This window comes from Mycobacterium sp. SM1, from assembly GCF_018361265.1.
Lineage (GTDB): Bacteria > Actinomycetota > Actinomycetes > Mycobacteriales > Mycobacteriaceae > Mycobacterium.
Window position 1 is genome coordinate 1917300 of record NZ_JAFLNH010000001.1, and the last position, 12563, is coordinate 1929862.

Genomic DNA, 12563 nt, shown 5'->3' on the forward strand with positions numbered 1-12563 from the left:
CGGCCCTCGCTGGCAGGATCGGCACTCATGGACCAGCTGTGGGCACACCGCGCGGCCAGCGCCGAGGCCGCCGTCGTGGGGCGACATCTGAAGCGACTCTGGGCCCTGCCCGGTACTCGGCTGGGGGTGGTGGCGTGGCCGGCGGCCCGGCGCGATCGGTTGTTCGGCAGCTGGCATTACTGGTGGCAGGCGCACCTGTTGGATTGCCTGGTCGACGCCCAGCTGCGGAACCCAACACCGCAGCGGCGCAGCATCATCCGCCGGCAGATCCGGGGGCACCGGCTGCGCAACGCCGGCCGGTGGATCAACGACTACTACGACGACATGGCGTGGCTGGCGCTGGCGCTGGAGCGCGCGGCCCGGGTGGTAGGCGTCAATTGCCGACCCGCGCTGGACACGCTGACCACTCAGTTCCTGCGCGCCTGGGTTCCCGAGGACGGCGGCGGTATCCCCTGGCGCAAGCAGGACCAGTTCTTCAACGCCCCCGCCAACGGCCCGGCGGGCATTTTCCTGACCCGCTACGGGGATCGGCTAGCACGGGCCGAGCAGATGGCCGACTGGATCGACACGACCCTGATCGATCCGCAGACACACCTGGTGTTCGACGGCATCAAGGCGGGCTCGCTGGTTCGCGCCCAGTACACCTACTGCCAGGGAGTGGTGCTCGGGCTGGAGACCGAGCTGGCGGCGCGCGCCGGCCCGCAGGCCAGGGAACGGCATGCCGCCCGGGTGCGTCGGCTGGTCGCGGCCGTCAGCGACCACATGGCGCCGAATGGGGTGATTCGAGGTGCCGGCGGTGGGGACGGCGGGCTGTTCTCCGGGATCACCGCCCGCTATCTTGCGCTGGTGGCCACCACTTTGCCGACAGACTCCGCCGGGGACGCTGCGGCCCGGGAGACGGCTCGCTCGCTGGTGCTGTCCTCGGCGCAATCGGCGTGGGAGCACCGCCAGACGGTGAACGGGTTGCCGTTGTTCGGCCCGTTTTGGGACCGCATGGCCGAGGTGCCCGCCGCCGGCGGCACTCCGGCGCAGACCGTCGACGGTGCGGTGGTCGGCTCCGGGGTGGCCGAACGCGATTTGTCGGTGCAGCTCTCCGGCTGGATGCTAATGGAGGCTGCCGGTACCGTCAGCGACTTTCCAAGGAGCCCCCGGTGAGCAAAGTCCACCCCGATCCCGCCTCCGCTCTGCACGGCCTGCTGAACGACGGCATCACCATCGCCGCGGGCGGCTTCGGTCTCTGCGGCATTCCGGAAAACCTGATCCAGGCTGTGGTGGACAGCGGCGTCAAAGACCTCACCATCGTCGGAAACAACGCCGGCGTAGACGATTTCGGCATGGGCCTGCTGCTCAAGGCCCGACAGGTGCGGAAGGTGATCGCCTCCTACGTGGGCGAAAACAAGGAGTTCGAGCGCCAAGTGCTGGCCGGGGAACTGGAGCTTACGCTCACCCCGCAGGGCACGCTGGCGGAAAAGTTGCGTGCCGGCGGGGCGGGCATTCCGGGCTTCTACACACGCACCGGCTACGGCACGCCGCTCGCCGCAGGCAAGGAGACCCGGGTGTTCGGCGGAACCGAGTACCTGCTCGAGGAGGGTATCCGTGCCGATGTGGCTCTCGTCAAGGCGTGGCGAGGAGATCCCGCGGGCAATCTGGTCTATCGCAAAACGGCGCGCAACTTCAACCCCGTGATCGCCACCTGCGCCGCGGTGACGGTTGCCGAGGTGGAAGAGCTGGTCGAGGTCGGCGAGTTGGACCCCGACACGATCCACACCCCCGGCATCTATGTGGACCGCATCATCGAGGGCCGCCACTACGAAAAGCGCATCGAGTTTCGCACGGTGCGCGATGGGACCGCGCCCACGATAGACAACCCCAGCCGCGAGCGGATGGCCCGGCGCGCGGCCGCCGAGCTGCGCGACGGCTACTACGTCAACCTGGGCATCGGCATTCCGACGCTGGTGGCCAACTTCATTCCGGCCGACATCAATGTGACACTGCAGTCGGAAAACGGGCTGCTCGGCATCGGTCCCTACCCGACCGAGGACACGGTAGACCCCGATCTCATCAACGCCGGCAAGCAGACCATCACCAGCCTTCCGGGCTCGAGCTTTTTCAGCAGCGCCGATTCCTTCGCCATGATCCGCGGCGGCCACATCGATCTGTCGATCCTGGGCGCCTTGCAGGTCGCCGAGAACGGCGATCTGGCCAATTGGATGGTGCCCGGCACGATGGTCAAGGGACCCGGGGGCGCCATGGATCTCGTGTCGGGCGTGAGGCGGGTGATCGTGGTCATGGACCACACGGCGAAAGACGGCAGCCCGAAGATCCTCAAGCAATGCACACTGCCGCTGACCGGCAAAGGGGTGGTGGACATGATCATCACCGACTTGTGCGTCTTCGACGTCGAGCCCGGAACCGGGCTCGTCCTCAGGGAACTGCATCCCGGGGTCACGGTCGAGGATGTGCGGGCCAAGACGGCCTGCGGTTTCCGGGTAGCGCTCTGAGGCCGGCGACCGCCGCGCCGTCTTCAGGTCGGGGCGCCGCATTGGGCAGCCGGGGCCCTTATGCGGCGTGTACGTCCGGAGTGCGCACATGCTCCGGGCGAAAGCCCCGGCCGACGACGATCGGCGGGATGAACTGCAGCGGGCCCCAGCCGATGATCTTCGGGATCCGGATGGGCGACAGATCACCGGTCAAATAGGGTTCGATCACTCTGCTCTGGGCGAGCACCTGACCAGCCTGGGTGATCCGGGCGGGCAGCTCTCGCCGGCGCTGCACCTTGGCGAGGTCGGCGTTGGTCAGTCGGCCTTCGCGCAACGGGGCGAACAGGATGTTGGCAGCGGCCACCGCATCGGCGACAGCCAGGTTGATGCCGACCCCACCGATCGGTGACATGGCATGCGCGGCATCTCCGATGCACAGCAGGCCCGGACGCCACCACCTCTTGAGCCGGTCGACCCGCACATCGAGATGGCTGGTGTCGTCCCAGGAGCGCAGGTCGTCGACGTGGGCACGCAGCTGTGGTCGCACGGAGACCAGCCGCTTCTTGAGCTCCTCCAGCGACCCATCCCGGGGGTTCGTCCCCTTGGGCACCAGGTATGCGACCTGCCAGTAGTCACCGCGGTAGATCATGGCCATCATGAAGCCCTTGCGGATCACCGCGAACAGTTCCCGGGGGTCGCCGGGGAGCCATTTCAGCCGGAACCACAGCACATCCATCGGGGGATGGGCTCTGGCGATTTCCAGACCCGCCGCGGCGCGTACCGCAGAGGTGCGACCGTCGGCGGCTATCACCACCTCGGCGTGCACCTCCAGTTCCGGCGTGCGCATCCCAACAACGCGATCGCCCTCGATGATTAGGCCCTTGACCTCGGCGTTGCGGATCAAGGTGAATTCCGGATAGGCGGTGGCCTTTTCGGCGAGGAAGTCGAGGAAGTCCCACTGCGGCATCAAAGCGATATAGGGCTGCTTGAAGCCAAGCCACTTGAGTGCAGCGAAGTTGCCGAAGGTGCGAGCTTGAGGCGAGCCGTCGCTGTCGAAGGCGATATGGTTGATCTTGGTGTGGGGTAATTGCAGAAACTCATCGATCAACCCGAGCTCGTCCATGACGCGCAGGGTGGTCGGATGCACGGTGTCGCCGCGGAAGTCGCGCAGGAAGTCATTGTGCTTCTCCAAAACGACAACCCTAATCCCGGCACGGGCAAGCAGGAGGGCGTGCACCAGGCCGGCGGGACCGCCACCGGCGATACCGACCTGGGTCTGAAGAACGTGCGTCATGGCTTGACACTACTTGCGAATAGTGTCCGGCCCGGGATAGCGCGGCGCAGCGCGGTCGCACACCGCCCGGTGCCGTCGACGTGATCCCGGCTCCCTCACGCGGCCTGCGGACGCGCTGATTTCCCGTCAAGCCGGCCCAGCCGTAAGCGGCACAGTTCGCCGGATAGCCAAGCAGCGGCAGGCTTTACACGCCTCGTGCCAAACCGTGATTTTCCGTCTCGGTGGTAATGGTTTGCTCGGCAGCGGGATTAGTGGCCACTGCGTTGTTGGGGAGTCGCCGGTGGCGACCCGAAAACTTCTGCTCAGCAGCGTAAGTGGTGATGCGCAGCACATACAGCGGTTAAACGGCTTGCGACATCACCGCTCACGGTGTCGCGACCCGGGGGTTAGGTTGACCACCGGTTGACGGGGCGTGGGCCGGCCTGCGGGTTACTCGGGCACTGGAAGCTGCTCGGCTTTGGGCGCGCGGCGGCGCTTGAGGTACGCCCGGCCGGCCGACGTCAGCGCCGGCAGCAGCGACACGAACAGGATGCACCAGACGATCAGCTCCAAGTTTTCGTTGACGAACGCCACAGTGCCCAGGAAATAGCCCAGCAGCGTTGCTCCCGCGCCCCAGGCGACACCGCCGATGATGTCGAACCCTAAAAACACCGGATACCGCATATACGACACACCGGCGACCACCGGGACGAACGTTCGCACGATCGGCGCGAAACGCGCCAAGATGATCGTCACCGGGCCGTATTTCGCGAAGAATGCGTGTGACTGGGTCACGTAGTGCTGCTTGAACAAGCGCGAGTCTTCTTTCTTGAAGAGCGCCGGCCCGATCCTCCTGCCGATCAGATACCCGCTCTGATCCCCCAGAACCGCGACCACCGCGACGCAGCTGGCCAACACCCCGATGCTCACCGGCGGGTGCGCGCTGGCAGTCAACAAGCCGCCGGTGAACAGCAACGACTCGCCAGGCAGCAGCGGAAACAGCAGGCCGGTCTCGATGAACACAATGAGCAGAATCCCGGGGAGCACCGCGTGCCGGAACACACCATCGGCGCCGAGCCAGTACATCGGATCCAGCAGGTCAGGCAAGGCCAGCGAACTGGCAGCGGTCAGCGGTCCTGCGGCTGCGAGGGCAATCATGAGTTCCCAAGATACCGGGGCACGGTGACCGGTCCTGGATAAGGCGCGGCGGGCTGTCCACGCCGGCGCGTGGCTGGGATACTGAGGCAAGCCAGTCTTCACGTGCGTGTCACGTGCAGCTGCCGGATCAGCCCGCAACGTCTGAGGAGGAACCTCCATGCCGATCGCAACGCCCGAGGTTTACGCGGAAATGCTGAGCCGCGCCAAGCGGGACTCGTATGCGTTTCCGGCCATCAACTGCACGTCCTCGGAGACCATTAACGCGGCCATCAAAGGCTTCGCCGACGCCGGCAGCGACGGTATCATCCAGTTCTCCACCGGCGGTGCGGAGTTCGCCTCCGGGCTTGGGGTCAAAGACATGGTGACCGGCGCGGTGGCGCTGGCCGAGTTCGTTCACGTCATCGCGGCGAAGTACCCGATCAACGTTGCGTTGCACACCGACCACTGCCCGAAGGACAAACTCGACAGCTACGTCCGTCCGCTGCTGGCGATCTCTGCCGAGCGGGTGGCCGCCGGCAAGAATCCGCTGTTTCAGTCGCACATGTGGGACGGCTCGGCGGTGCCGATCGATGAGAACCTCGCCATCGCCCAGGAGCTGCTCAAGGCTGCGGTGACCGCGAAGGTGATCCTCGAGGTGGAGATCGGCGTGGTCGGCGGCGAAGAGGACGGAGTTGTCGGCGCAATCAACGAGAAGCTGTACTCCACGCCGGAAGACTTCGAGAAAACGGTCGACGCGCTGGGCACCGGCGAGCACGGTAAGTACTTGCTGGCCGCCACGTTCGGCAATGTGCACGGCGTCTACAAGCCGGGAAACGTCAAGCTGCGCCCGGAAATCCTGGCCCAGGGCCAGAAGGTGGCCGCGGCCAAGCTGGGTCTGCCCGAGGACGCCAAACCGTTCAGCTTCGTCTTCCACGGCGGCTCCGGGTCGGAAAAGTCGGAGATCGCCGAGGCGGTGCGCTACGGGGTCGTGAAGATGAACGTCGACACCGACACCCAGTACGCGTTCACCCGCCCGGTTGCCGGCCACATGTTTACCAACTACGACGGTGTCCTCAAAGTCGATGGCGACGTGGGACGCAAGAAAGACTACGACCCGCGCAGCTACCTCAAGAAGGCCGAGGCGTCGATGACCGAGCGGGTGATCGAGGCCTGCAACGACCTCAAGTGCGCCGGAAAGTCACTAGGCACAAGCTAACTGGCTAATTGGTGGGGGACTGACAGATCTTCCACTGATTGTCGCGGAATTGCAGGTCAAAGCTGCGGGCCGAGCGGACCTGGGGATCGTAGGCCATGAACGTGGTGACGTTGGCCTCCGCGTGGTCACCGTTGACCACGACCTGATCGATGCTGGCAATCACCGGGTATTGCTTGGCCGCCGAGACCCGCTGGTAGGTGTCGGCCCAAGCGCGCTCGTCATAGCTCACGTAGTTGTCACGGGTGCTACCGCAGGTCAGGCTGCGCAGCGCCGCCAGGTCACCGGTTTGCATGGCGACGTCGAAGCGCTGGATGGCGGCACGGACCTGGTCTTCCGGCGAGGCCTTCGGCGCCTGGTGGCGGGTCAGCAGCACGGCGCCCAGCACCACGATCGCGGCCAACGCCAGGATGACCAGTACCAGCGCCAGCACCCAGCCCCAGTCCCGTTGACGCGACGGGCGGAGCTTCGACCCGAGATGAGGCGGGATCAATTGCGGCATCGCCCGTTTCGGGGAAATGCGGGGTACGCGCCGGGCGTTGATGACCTCGGTGGCTGGTTCCGGTGGGGTGTTGATGACGGCGGTCTCCGTGGCGTCGAAACCCGGGGCAGTAAAGCGGCGTTCCCCAGGGTGACGCTGCGGCTTTGCCACGTTGGGCGTGGTCGCCGGGTTCTGCCTGGCCAGCACCTCGGTCGCGGGCTCGGCTTCGCTGGGCGCCGCCCGGCGGGTTTCGGTTGCGTTCCCGTCGGGGCCCGCGGTCTGCTCGTCGGCCGGGGGGGTTGCGGACTCGAACGGATCACTCGTGGTAGCGTCCGGCTTCACCCCGGATGAGCCGGGCGTGTCGTCGCGGTCGGGCCCTGCTGGGTTGGGCATGAGCGCTGCAATCCTCCCGCTATCCGATTCGCTCTTCGAGCTTAGCGACCCGGCCGGCGATTGGCTGCGGTGACCGCGTCACCACGCGGCGGACCGGCGCCATAACAACGCAACGCAATAACAATAGGAGTCATGACGCCGATGGGTGATCTCCTGCAACCCGATCCGATCCTGCTGCCCGGCGATAGCGGGGCCGAGGCCGACCTGCGGGCCGGCAAGGACCTAGCCGTCGTCGCCGCCGCGCATCCCGCGGCGTCGGTCGCCTGGGCGGCGTTGGCTGAAGCGGCGCTGGCCGACGACGCGGCCGTCACCGCCTACGCCTACGCCCGTACCGGCTACCATCGGGGTTTGGACCAGTTGCGCCGCAATGGGTGGAAGGGGTTTGGCCCGGTGCCGTATTCCCATCAGCCCAACCGAGGCTTCCTGCGGTGTGTGGCCGCGCTGGCGCGGGCGGCGCAAGCCATCGGCGAGACCGACGAGCACACCCGCTGCCTGGAGCTGCTTGATGAATGCGACCCCAATGCCCGGGCCGAGTTGGGGCTGTAGCCCGGGCCGCTAGCGCAAATCATCGGCGATGTAGACATCGGGCCGGTTGTACGCCGGGGAATCATTTCGGTGCATTGCCACCCCATACATAACCGCGCGGAATCCGCGTCCCAGCATGGTCCGGTAGGCCCGGCTGCGGTTCAGGTTGACGCCAGCCTCCATCCGGCCCAGGCCGTGTTGATGGGCCAGCGTCTCGCACGCATCCAACACCAGGTCGAAGACGCGCTCCGCGCCCGGCCCGGGCCTGGCGACGGCGAATTTGACGTAGCAGCTGCCGGCGCCGGCTTCGGTGTCCTCGCCGAGGTGGCACACCGCAAACGCGTCGAGTGAATCGCCGCCCCACAGCAGCACCGTCTCGCCGAGGCGCTGGTGATGCACGGACCGGATTTCCAGCCCGAGGTCCAGGCCCGGGTAAATCGAGTCCGTCACGCCACGGCAGGCGTCAAGGATTGCCTTTTGGTCGCGGACGTTTGCTCGGGACGTTAACGCCTGGGTGCTCGGTCGGCGATTTGGAGAGCACCGCCGTCAGAAACCGGGGCCAAAAACCGAACTTCTGGTACAGGTGGATGTGGCGCGGACTGTGCGCGAAGGTGAACAGCGCAGCATCCTTCAGCTGCCAGGCGTCGAGCAGGTCCATTGTGGCGGCCAGCAGCCGCCGCGCGATTCCCTGGTTCCACAACGCAGGCTCAACGGTCAGCGGGCCGAAGAAGCCGAAACTGCCCCAGCGCGTCGCCAGGTTCGAACCCACCAGTGATCCGTTTAATTCTGCGGCAAGACCTGAGCCGGGGTCAGCCAGCCAGCGAGTGCGCACGTATTCCCGGTCCGCCCAAAACAAGTCGGGGTCGCGCGCGCCGACAAACGTTCCGAACGCTCGCCGGCAAATAGCGCTCGCGGTCGGCAGGTCCGATACCCGTAGCGGGCGAATCATCACCTGCTCGTGAGCCGGGCCACCAGCCGGCCGCGCAGTCACCGGCCCCCTCCGGAGGCGGCACCTGGACGATGGCGTGCTCCAACCCGCGTGCGGCCAGCACCACTCGCGCGTCGTCGCGCACCCGGGCTTTCCCGGGCGCTAACGTCCAGACGTGCAGGTCGCGCGCGCCGGTCACGCTTGCGACCGCACCCAGTGCCGATCGCAGCCTTTCGACGTCGATGTGGCTTCGCGACGACTCGGAGAGGATCCGCAGCACCCCACCGGCCGGTGCGAGTGCGTGCGGCAGTACTCAAAGCACACACAACATCACGACGACGTCGCCGGTCGAACGCTTGGTAGCGGATGAAGGCAGAGGCTCCGATTGCAATATTATCTATCATTGAAATTTAACTTTATTTGAAGGCTATTATTTCAACCCTCAGAACCAGGCGCTCCAGAACCGGGTCAACGCGTTGCCGGCGGCGGCCAGCGCCCCGGGCACTCCGGAGAGCTCGAAAAAGAAGTCCACGATCCCGAAGAACCAGCGGTTAAGCGCGGGCGCGAGGAACAGCACCAGCAAAAACAGCAGGCCATACGGTTTGAACTGGTCGAGCGCGCGCTGCGTTTCCGGTCTCAGATGCGGCTCCAGCGCGCCGTACCCGTCGAGCCCGGGGATCGGCAGCAGGTTCAGCACCACCGCGGTGACCTGAAGGAACCCCAGGAACGCCACCCCCGCCCACAACACCGGATGCGCCGCGTCATACCACAGCCGGGTGGAGGTCAGCAGCAGCACCGCCAGCAGCAGGTTGGCCGCCGGTCCCGCTAGGGCCACGACGGCGCGCCGGGTCGTCGTCATGAAGGAGGTCCGCACATACACTGCGGCGCCGGGCAGGCCAATGCCGCCCAGCGCGATGAACAGCATCGGCAGGCCCAGTGACAGCATCGGATGGCTGTAGCGCCGCGGATCCAGCGTCAGGTAGCCGCGCACCGCGACGTCGCGGTCGCCGAACCGCCACGCGCTGACGGCGTGACCGAACTCGTGCAGGCACAGCGATACCAGCCAGCCGGCGATCACGAAGGTGAACACCCCGACATAGGACAGCGGGCGCACACTGGCCCCGGCCCACCAGGCCAGCACACCGCCGAACGCCGTCAGCCCGACAATCGCCAAGAAGATCGGGCTGGGCCGCACCGATTCGTGCACGCCCCTAATGCCCATGTGTGCCCACGCCACGAACTTACCGAACGGCAGCGAGCCCTCGGGCGTCTGCGGCCACATACTCGGCCGCCGGGCCGCCGCCAAGTGCAGGCCGGTGCCGCGTCAGCGGATCAGCAGCCAGCCCTGGGTGTGGCGATAGAACGTCGAGCGCTTCGTCGGCCGCGGGGCACGGACGCCATCTCGGGTGACCAGCACCCCGGTGCTGCCCAGCTGCACCGCTCGCCCGGTCAGCCAGCGACGGGGACGTCCACGCCGCGTCAGCACCGCCGCGCGCACCCCGGGCGGTGCCGCCGTCGGCTCCACGCGCACCCCGGCGACCTCACCGTCGAAGAGCACCGCGTCGTCGACCACTGCCTCGCCGTGCAACGGCCCGTCAGCGCCCCGCCAGACCGCGCCACCGACGATCGCCGTCCCGGTCTCGTCGCGGATCAGCGGCACCCGGCGGCCGGCACCGCGCCGCACCCGCCGGGCCGCTCGGCGTCCGGTCGGCAGCCGGTAGATCCGGGTGGCTGCGCTGCGCCTTCGTGGGGCGTAGCCCACCTCGACTCCCAGCCGTTCGGTGCGCAATAGCCGGGTCAGCACGGTTGCCAGGTCAGCATCGGCACCGACCACCACCAGCCGGCGGTAGGCTGCGATCGCCCAGTCGAGGTCGGTTCGCGCGTCGATGGGCAGCACCGGCAGGCCGGTCAACGGGCCGGGAACGGTCCCACCGAACAACAGCACCGCAATGTCGGCGTCGTTCACTGTGACGGTCAGGGGCTCCTCCCCAATCCTGTCGGGCTCGAGCCGAGTTACCGGCCTCCTCCTCGGGCCCTGTCGGGCCCGCATCGTCGCCGGGTTAGTGTGGGTCACCGGCTGGACCACAATAATCGGGAGTAACAGCATGCCGGCAATCGTCCTGATCGGCGCCCAGTGGGGTGACGAGGGCAAAGGCAAGGCCACCGACCTGCTCGGCGGGCGCGTGCAGTGGGTGGTGCGCTACCAGGGCGGCAACAACGCCGGGCACACCGTCGTCTTGCCCACCGGTGAGAATTTCGCGCTACATCTGATCCCCTCGGGCGTGCTGACACCCGGCGTCACCAACGTCATCGGCAACGGCGTGGTGGTCGACCCCAGCGTGCTGCTCGACGAGTTGCAGGGCCTGGCAGAGCGTGGCGTGGACACCTCCGCGGTGCTGATCTCCGCCGACGCGCACCTGCTGCTGCCCTACCACGTGGCCATCGACAAGGTTACCGAGCGCTATCTGGGCACCAAGAAGATCGGCACCACCGGCCGCGGCATCGGGCCCTGCTACCAGGACAAGATCGCCCGCATCGGGGTGCGGGTCGCCGACGTGTTCGACCCACCTCTGCTGACCCAAAAGATCGAGGCCGCATTGGAATTCAAAAACCAGGTGCTGGTGAAGATCTACAACCGCAAGGCATTGGAGCCGGCCCAAGTCGTTGACTCGGTGCTGGCGCAAGCCGAGGTTTTCAAGCACCGGGTCGCCGACACGCGGTTGTTGCTCAATGCGGCGCTGGAGCGTGGGGAAACCGTGCTGCTGGAGGGCTCGCAGGGCACCCTGCTCGACGTCGACCACGGCACCTACCCCTACGTGACGTCATCGAACCCGACCGCGGGTGGCGCGGCCGTCGGCTCCGGTATCGGTCCCACCCGGATCAGCACCGTGCTGGGCGTCCTCAAGGCTTATACCACTCGGGTGGGCTCCGGTCCGTTTCCCACCGAGTTGTTCGACGACAACGGTGAGTACCTAGTCAAAAGTGGTGACGAATACGGGGTGACCACCGGCCGGCGCCGCCGCTGCGGCTGGTTTGACGCGGTCGTCGCCCGCTACGCCACCCGGGTCAACGGCATCACCGACTACTTTTTGACCAAGCTCGATGTGCTCTCCAGCTTGCATACCGTGCCGGTATGCGTGGGCTACACGATCGACGGCAAACGCACCAACGAGATGCCCATGACCCAAAGCGATCTCGCTCGCGCTGAGCCGGTCTACGAGGAGCTGCCCGGCTGGTGGGAGGACATCTCCGCGGCACGGGAGTTCGATGAGCTGCCGGCCAAGGCCCGCGATTATGTCTCACGAGTGGAAGAGCTTGCCGGGGCGCCGGTTTCGTGCATCGGTGTGGGTCCGGGCCGAGACCAGACCATCGTGCGCCGCGATGTCCTGGCGGTCCGGCGATGACGGATCAGCCCCTCTGACCCTTACGTGCGCCCCTTACGTGTGCCCATGCGAATATGCATGCTATGGTGCAACTATGCCTAAGACGGTTCAGATTCGCGACATCGATGACGACGTGTATGGCGCCTTGGTGCGCCGTGCTGGGGAGGAGGGCATCACGGTGCCGGAGTTGCTGCGCCGGGAGGCGGCACGGTTGGCGGCGCGGCCGTCGGTCGCCGAGTGGCTGGCACGCACCGGCCGGCGACCCTCGGCGATATCCACGGCCGAGGTGCTGGCAACGCTCGACGAGTGGCGCGGCGAGTGGCCAGATGCTGGTCGTTGATGCATCGTGCCTGTTCGAGGTCGTCGCCGACACGCCACGGGCGGGTGAGATCGCGGCCCGCCTGGCCGCCGATGCCGACCAGGTAGCGCCGCACGTGATCGACGTCGAGGTGATGGCCGTGATCCGCGTTGAGCATCTGCGCGGGCGGCTGGATCGCACGGCCGCCCGGCAAGCGATAGCCGATCTGCGGGATTGGCCCGGCGAACGATTCGGGCACCGTCGGCTGCTGGAGCGGGCGTGGCAACTGCGCGACTCGGTACGAGGATGGGATGCGTTCTACGTGGCGTTGGCGGAGGCATTCGATGCGACGCTGCTGACGCTGGACGCGCGGCTGGCGCGCGCACCCGGGCCGAGTTGCCGGATCGAGGTCCTCGATCACTGATCGTGGTGGGCTAACGCTGGACTGCGTC

The 12563-nt window shown here is 66.8% G+C and carries 14 protein-coding genes and 1 pseudogene; 7 read left to right on the top strand and 8 right to left on the bottom strand.

Annotation, left to right across the window (positions count from 1 at the left end; genetic code table 11):
- Positions 1 to 27 precede the first annotated feature (27 nt).
- Complete coding sequence (locus MSM1_RS08760; RefSeq protein ID WP_213441081.1) at positions 28 to 1155, top strand: glycoside hydrolase family 76 protein; 1128 nt, start codon at positions 28 to 30, stop codon at positions 1153 to 1155.
- On the top strand, positions 1152 to 2501 hold the full coding sequence (locus tag MSM1_RS22415) for a 3-oxoacid CoA-transferase (protein WP_213441082.1): 1350 nt from the start codon (positions 1152 to 1154) through the stop codon (positions 2499 to 2501). The genes MSM1_RS08760 and MSM1_RS22415 overlap by 4 nt, the downstream gene beginning before the upstream one ends.
- A 58-nt stretch (positions 2502 to 2559) precedes the next feature.
- Here the strand turns inward: MSM1_RS22415 and MSM1_RS08770 are convergent, their stop codons facing one another.
- Positions 2560 to 3774, bottom strand: a complete 1215-nt coding sequence (locus MSM1_RS08770) for an FAD-dependent oxidoreductase (protein WP_213441083.1) — start codon at positions 3772 to 3774, stop codon at positions 2560 to 2562.
- A 429-nt stretch (positions 3775 to 4203) separates the two neighbouring features.
- Positions 4204 to 4911, bottom strand: coding sequence for a VTT domain-containing protein (locus tag MSM1_RS08775; protein ID WP_213441084.1), 708 nt, complete (start codon positions 4909 to 4911; stop codon positions 4204 to 4206).
- A gap of 157 nt (positions 4912 to 5068) precedes the next feature.
- Here MSM1_RS08775 and fbaA point away from each other — a divergent pair, with 157 nt between their 5' ends.
- Entirely contained in the window at positions 5069 to 6106 is a 1038-nt protein-coding gene (fbaA, locus tag MSM1_RS08780; RefSeq protein ID WP_213441085.1) for a class II fructose-bisphosphate aldolase, read from the top strand.
- 4 nt (positions 6107 to 6110) lie between these two features.
- Here fbaA and MSM1_RS08785 read toward each other — a convergent pair whose 3' ends face one another.
- Positions 6111 to 6977, bottom strand: coding sequence for a hypothetical protein (locus tag MSM1_RS08785; RefSeq protein ID WP_236054820.1), 867 nt, complete (start codon positions 6975 to 6977; stop codon positions 6111 to 6113).
- A 132-nt stretch (positions 6978 to 7109) separates the two neighbouring features.
- Between MSM1_RS08785 and MSM1_RS08790 the strand changes: the two genes are divergently transcribed.
- On the top strand, positions 7110 to 7523 hold the full coding sequence (locus tag MSM1_RS08790) for a DUF3151 domain-containing protein (protein WP_213441086.1): 414 nt from the start codon (positions 7110 to 7112) through the stop codon (positions 7521 to 7523).
- Positions 7524 to 7532: 9 nt separating this feature from the next.
- Here MSM1_RS08790 and MSM1_RS08795 read toward each other — a convergent pair whose 3' ends face one another.
- The 5 genes and pseudogenes from MSM1_RS08795 to MSM1_RS08810 all read right to left on the bottom strand — a co-directional run bounded on the left by MSM1_RS08795 (position 7533) and on the right by MSM1_RS08810 (position 10408).
- Positions 7533 to 7952, bottom strand: coding sequence for a hypothetical protein (locus tag MSM1_RS08795; RefSeq protein ID WP_213441087.1), 420 nt, complete (start codon positions 7950 to 7952; stop codon positions 7533 to 7535).
- Positions 7953 to 7965: 13 nt separating this feature from the next.
- Positions 7966 to 8451 (bottom strand): GNAT family N-acetyltransferase, encoded by a 486-nt coding sequence (locus MSM1_RS08800; RefSeq protein ID WP_236055817.1) that lies wholly within the window; start codon positions 8449 to 8451, stop codon positions 7966 to 7968.
- A 34-nt stretch (positions 8452 to 8485) separates the two neighbouring features.
- Positions 8486 to 8743 (bottom strand): annotated as a pseudogene (locus MSM1_RS21725) (cation transporter); the annotation flags it as partial.
- Between the two features lie 129 nt (positions 8744 to 8872).
- Positions 8873 to 9652 carry a site-2 protease family protein gene (locus tag MSM1_RS08805; protein ID WP_213441618.1) on the bottom strand — a complete coding sequence of 260 codons (780 nt, stop codon included), beginning with the start codon at positions 9650 to 9652 and terminating at the stop codon, positions 8873 to 8875.
- 102 nt (positions 9653 to 9754) lie between these two features.
- A complete protein-coding gene (locus tag MSM1_RS08810; protein ID WP_213441620.1) occupies positions 9755 to 10408 on the bottom strand; it encodes a peptidase M50 in 654 nt (217 codons plus the stop codon).
- Positions 10409 to 10535: 127 nt separating this feature from the next.
- Between MSM1_RS08810 and MSM1_RS08815 the strand changes: the two genes are divergently transcribed.
- The 3 genes from MSM1_RS08815 to MSM1_RS08825 all read left to right on the top strand — a co-directional run bounded on the left by MSM1_RS08815 (position 10536) and on the right by MSM1_RS08825 (position 12535).
- Positions 10536 to 11834 (top strand): adenylosuccinate synthase, encoded by a 1299-nt coding sequence (locus MSM1_RS08815; RefSeq protein WP_213441089.1) that lies wholly within the window; start codon positions 10536 to 10538, stop codon positions 11832 to 11834.
- A gap of 73 nt (positions 11835 to 11907) precedes the next feature.
- A complete protein-coding gene (locus MSM1_RS08820; protein WP_213441090.1) occupies positions 11908 to 12153 on the top strand; it encodes a hypothetical protein in 246 nt (81 codons plus the stop codon).
- Entirely contained in the window at positions 12140 to 12535 is a 396-nt protein-coding gene (locus MSM1_RS08825; protein WP_213441091.1) for a type II toxin-antitoxin system VapC family toxin, read from the top strand. Before MSM1_RS08820 ends, MSM1_RS08825 begins: the two co-directional genes overlap by 14 nt.
- Positions 12536 to 12563 lie beyond the last annotated feature (28 nt).

What these genes read in the sequence shown, in the direction of transcription:
- MSM1_RS08800 (WP_236055817.1), bottom strand. Translation starts at nt 8,451, where the DNA reads ATGATTCGCCCGCTACGGGTATCGGACCTGCCGACCGCGAGCGCTATT.
- MSM1_RS08790 (WP_213441086.1), top strand. Translation starts at nt 7,110, where the DNA reads ATGACGCCGATGGGTGATCTCCTGCAACCCGATCCGATCCTGCTGCCC.
- MSM1_RS08770 (WP_213441083.1), bottom strand. Translation starts at nt 3,774, where the DNA reads ATGACGCACGTTCTTCAGACCCAGGTCGGTATCGCCGGTGGCGGTCCC.
- MSM1_RS08815 (WP_213441089.1), top strand. Translation starts at nt 10,536, where the DNA reads ATGCCGGCAATCGTCCTGATCGGCGCCCAGTGGGGTGACGAGGGCAAA.
- MSM1_RS08775 (WP_213441084.1), bottom strand. Translation starts at nt 4,911, where the DNA reads ATGATTGCCCTCGCAGCCGCAGGACCGCTGACCGCTGCCAGTTCGCTG.
- MSM1_RS08760 (WP_213441081.1), top strand. Translation starts at nt 28, where the DNA reads ATGGACCAGCTGTGGGCACACCGCGCGGCCAGCGCCGAGGCCGCCGTC.
- MSM1_RS08785 (WP_236054820.1), bottom strand. Translation starts at nt 6,977, where the DNA reads ATGCCCAACCCAGCAGGGCCCGACCGCGACGACACGCCCGGCTCATCC.
- MSM1_RS08805 (WP_213441618.1), bottom strand. Translation starts at nt 9,652, where the DNA reads ATGGGCATTAGGGGCGTGCACGAATCGGTGCGGCCCAGCCCGATCTTC.
- MSM1_RS08820 (WP_213441090.1), top strand. Translation starts at nt 11,908, where the DNA reads ATGCCTAAGACGGTTCAGATTCGCGACATCGATGACGACGTGTATGGC.
- fbaA (WP_213441085.1), top strand. Translation starts at nt 5,069, where the DNA reads ATGCCGATCGCAACGCCCGAGGTTTACGCGGAAATGCTGAGCCGCGCC.
- MSM1_RS08825 (WP_213441091.1), top strand. Translation starts at nt 12,140, where the DNA reads ATGCTGGTCGTTGATGCATCGTGCCTGTTCGAGGTCGTCGCCGACACG.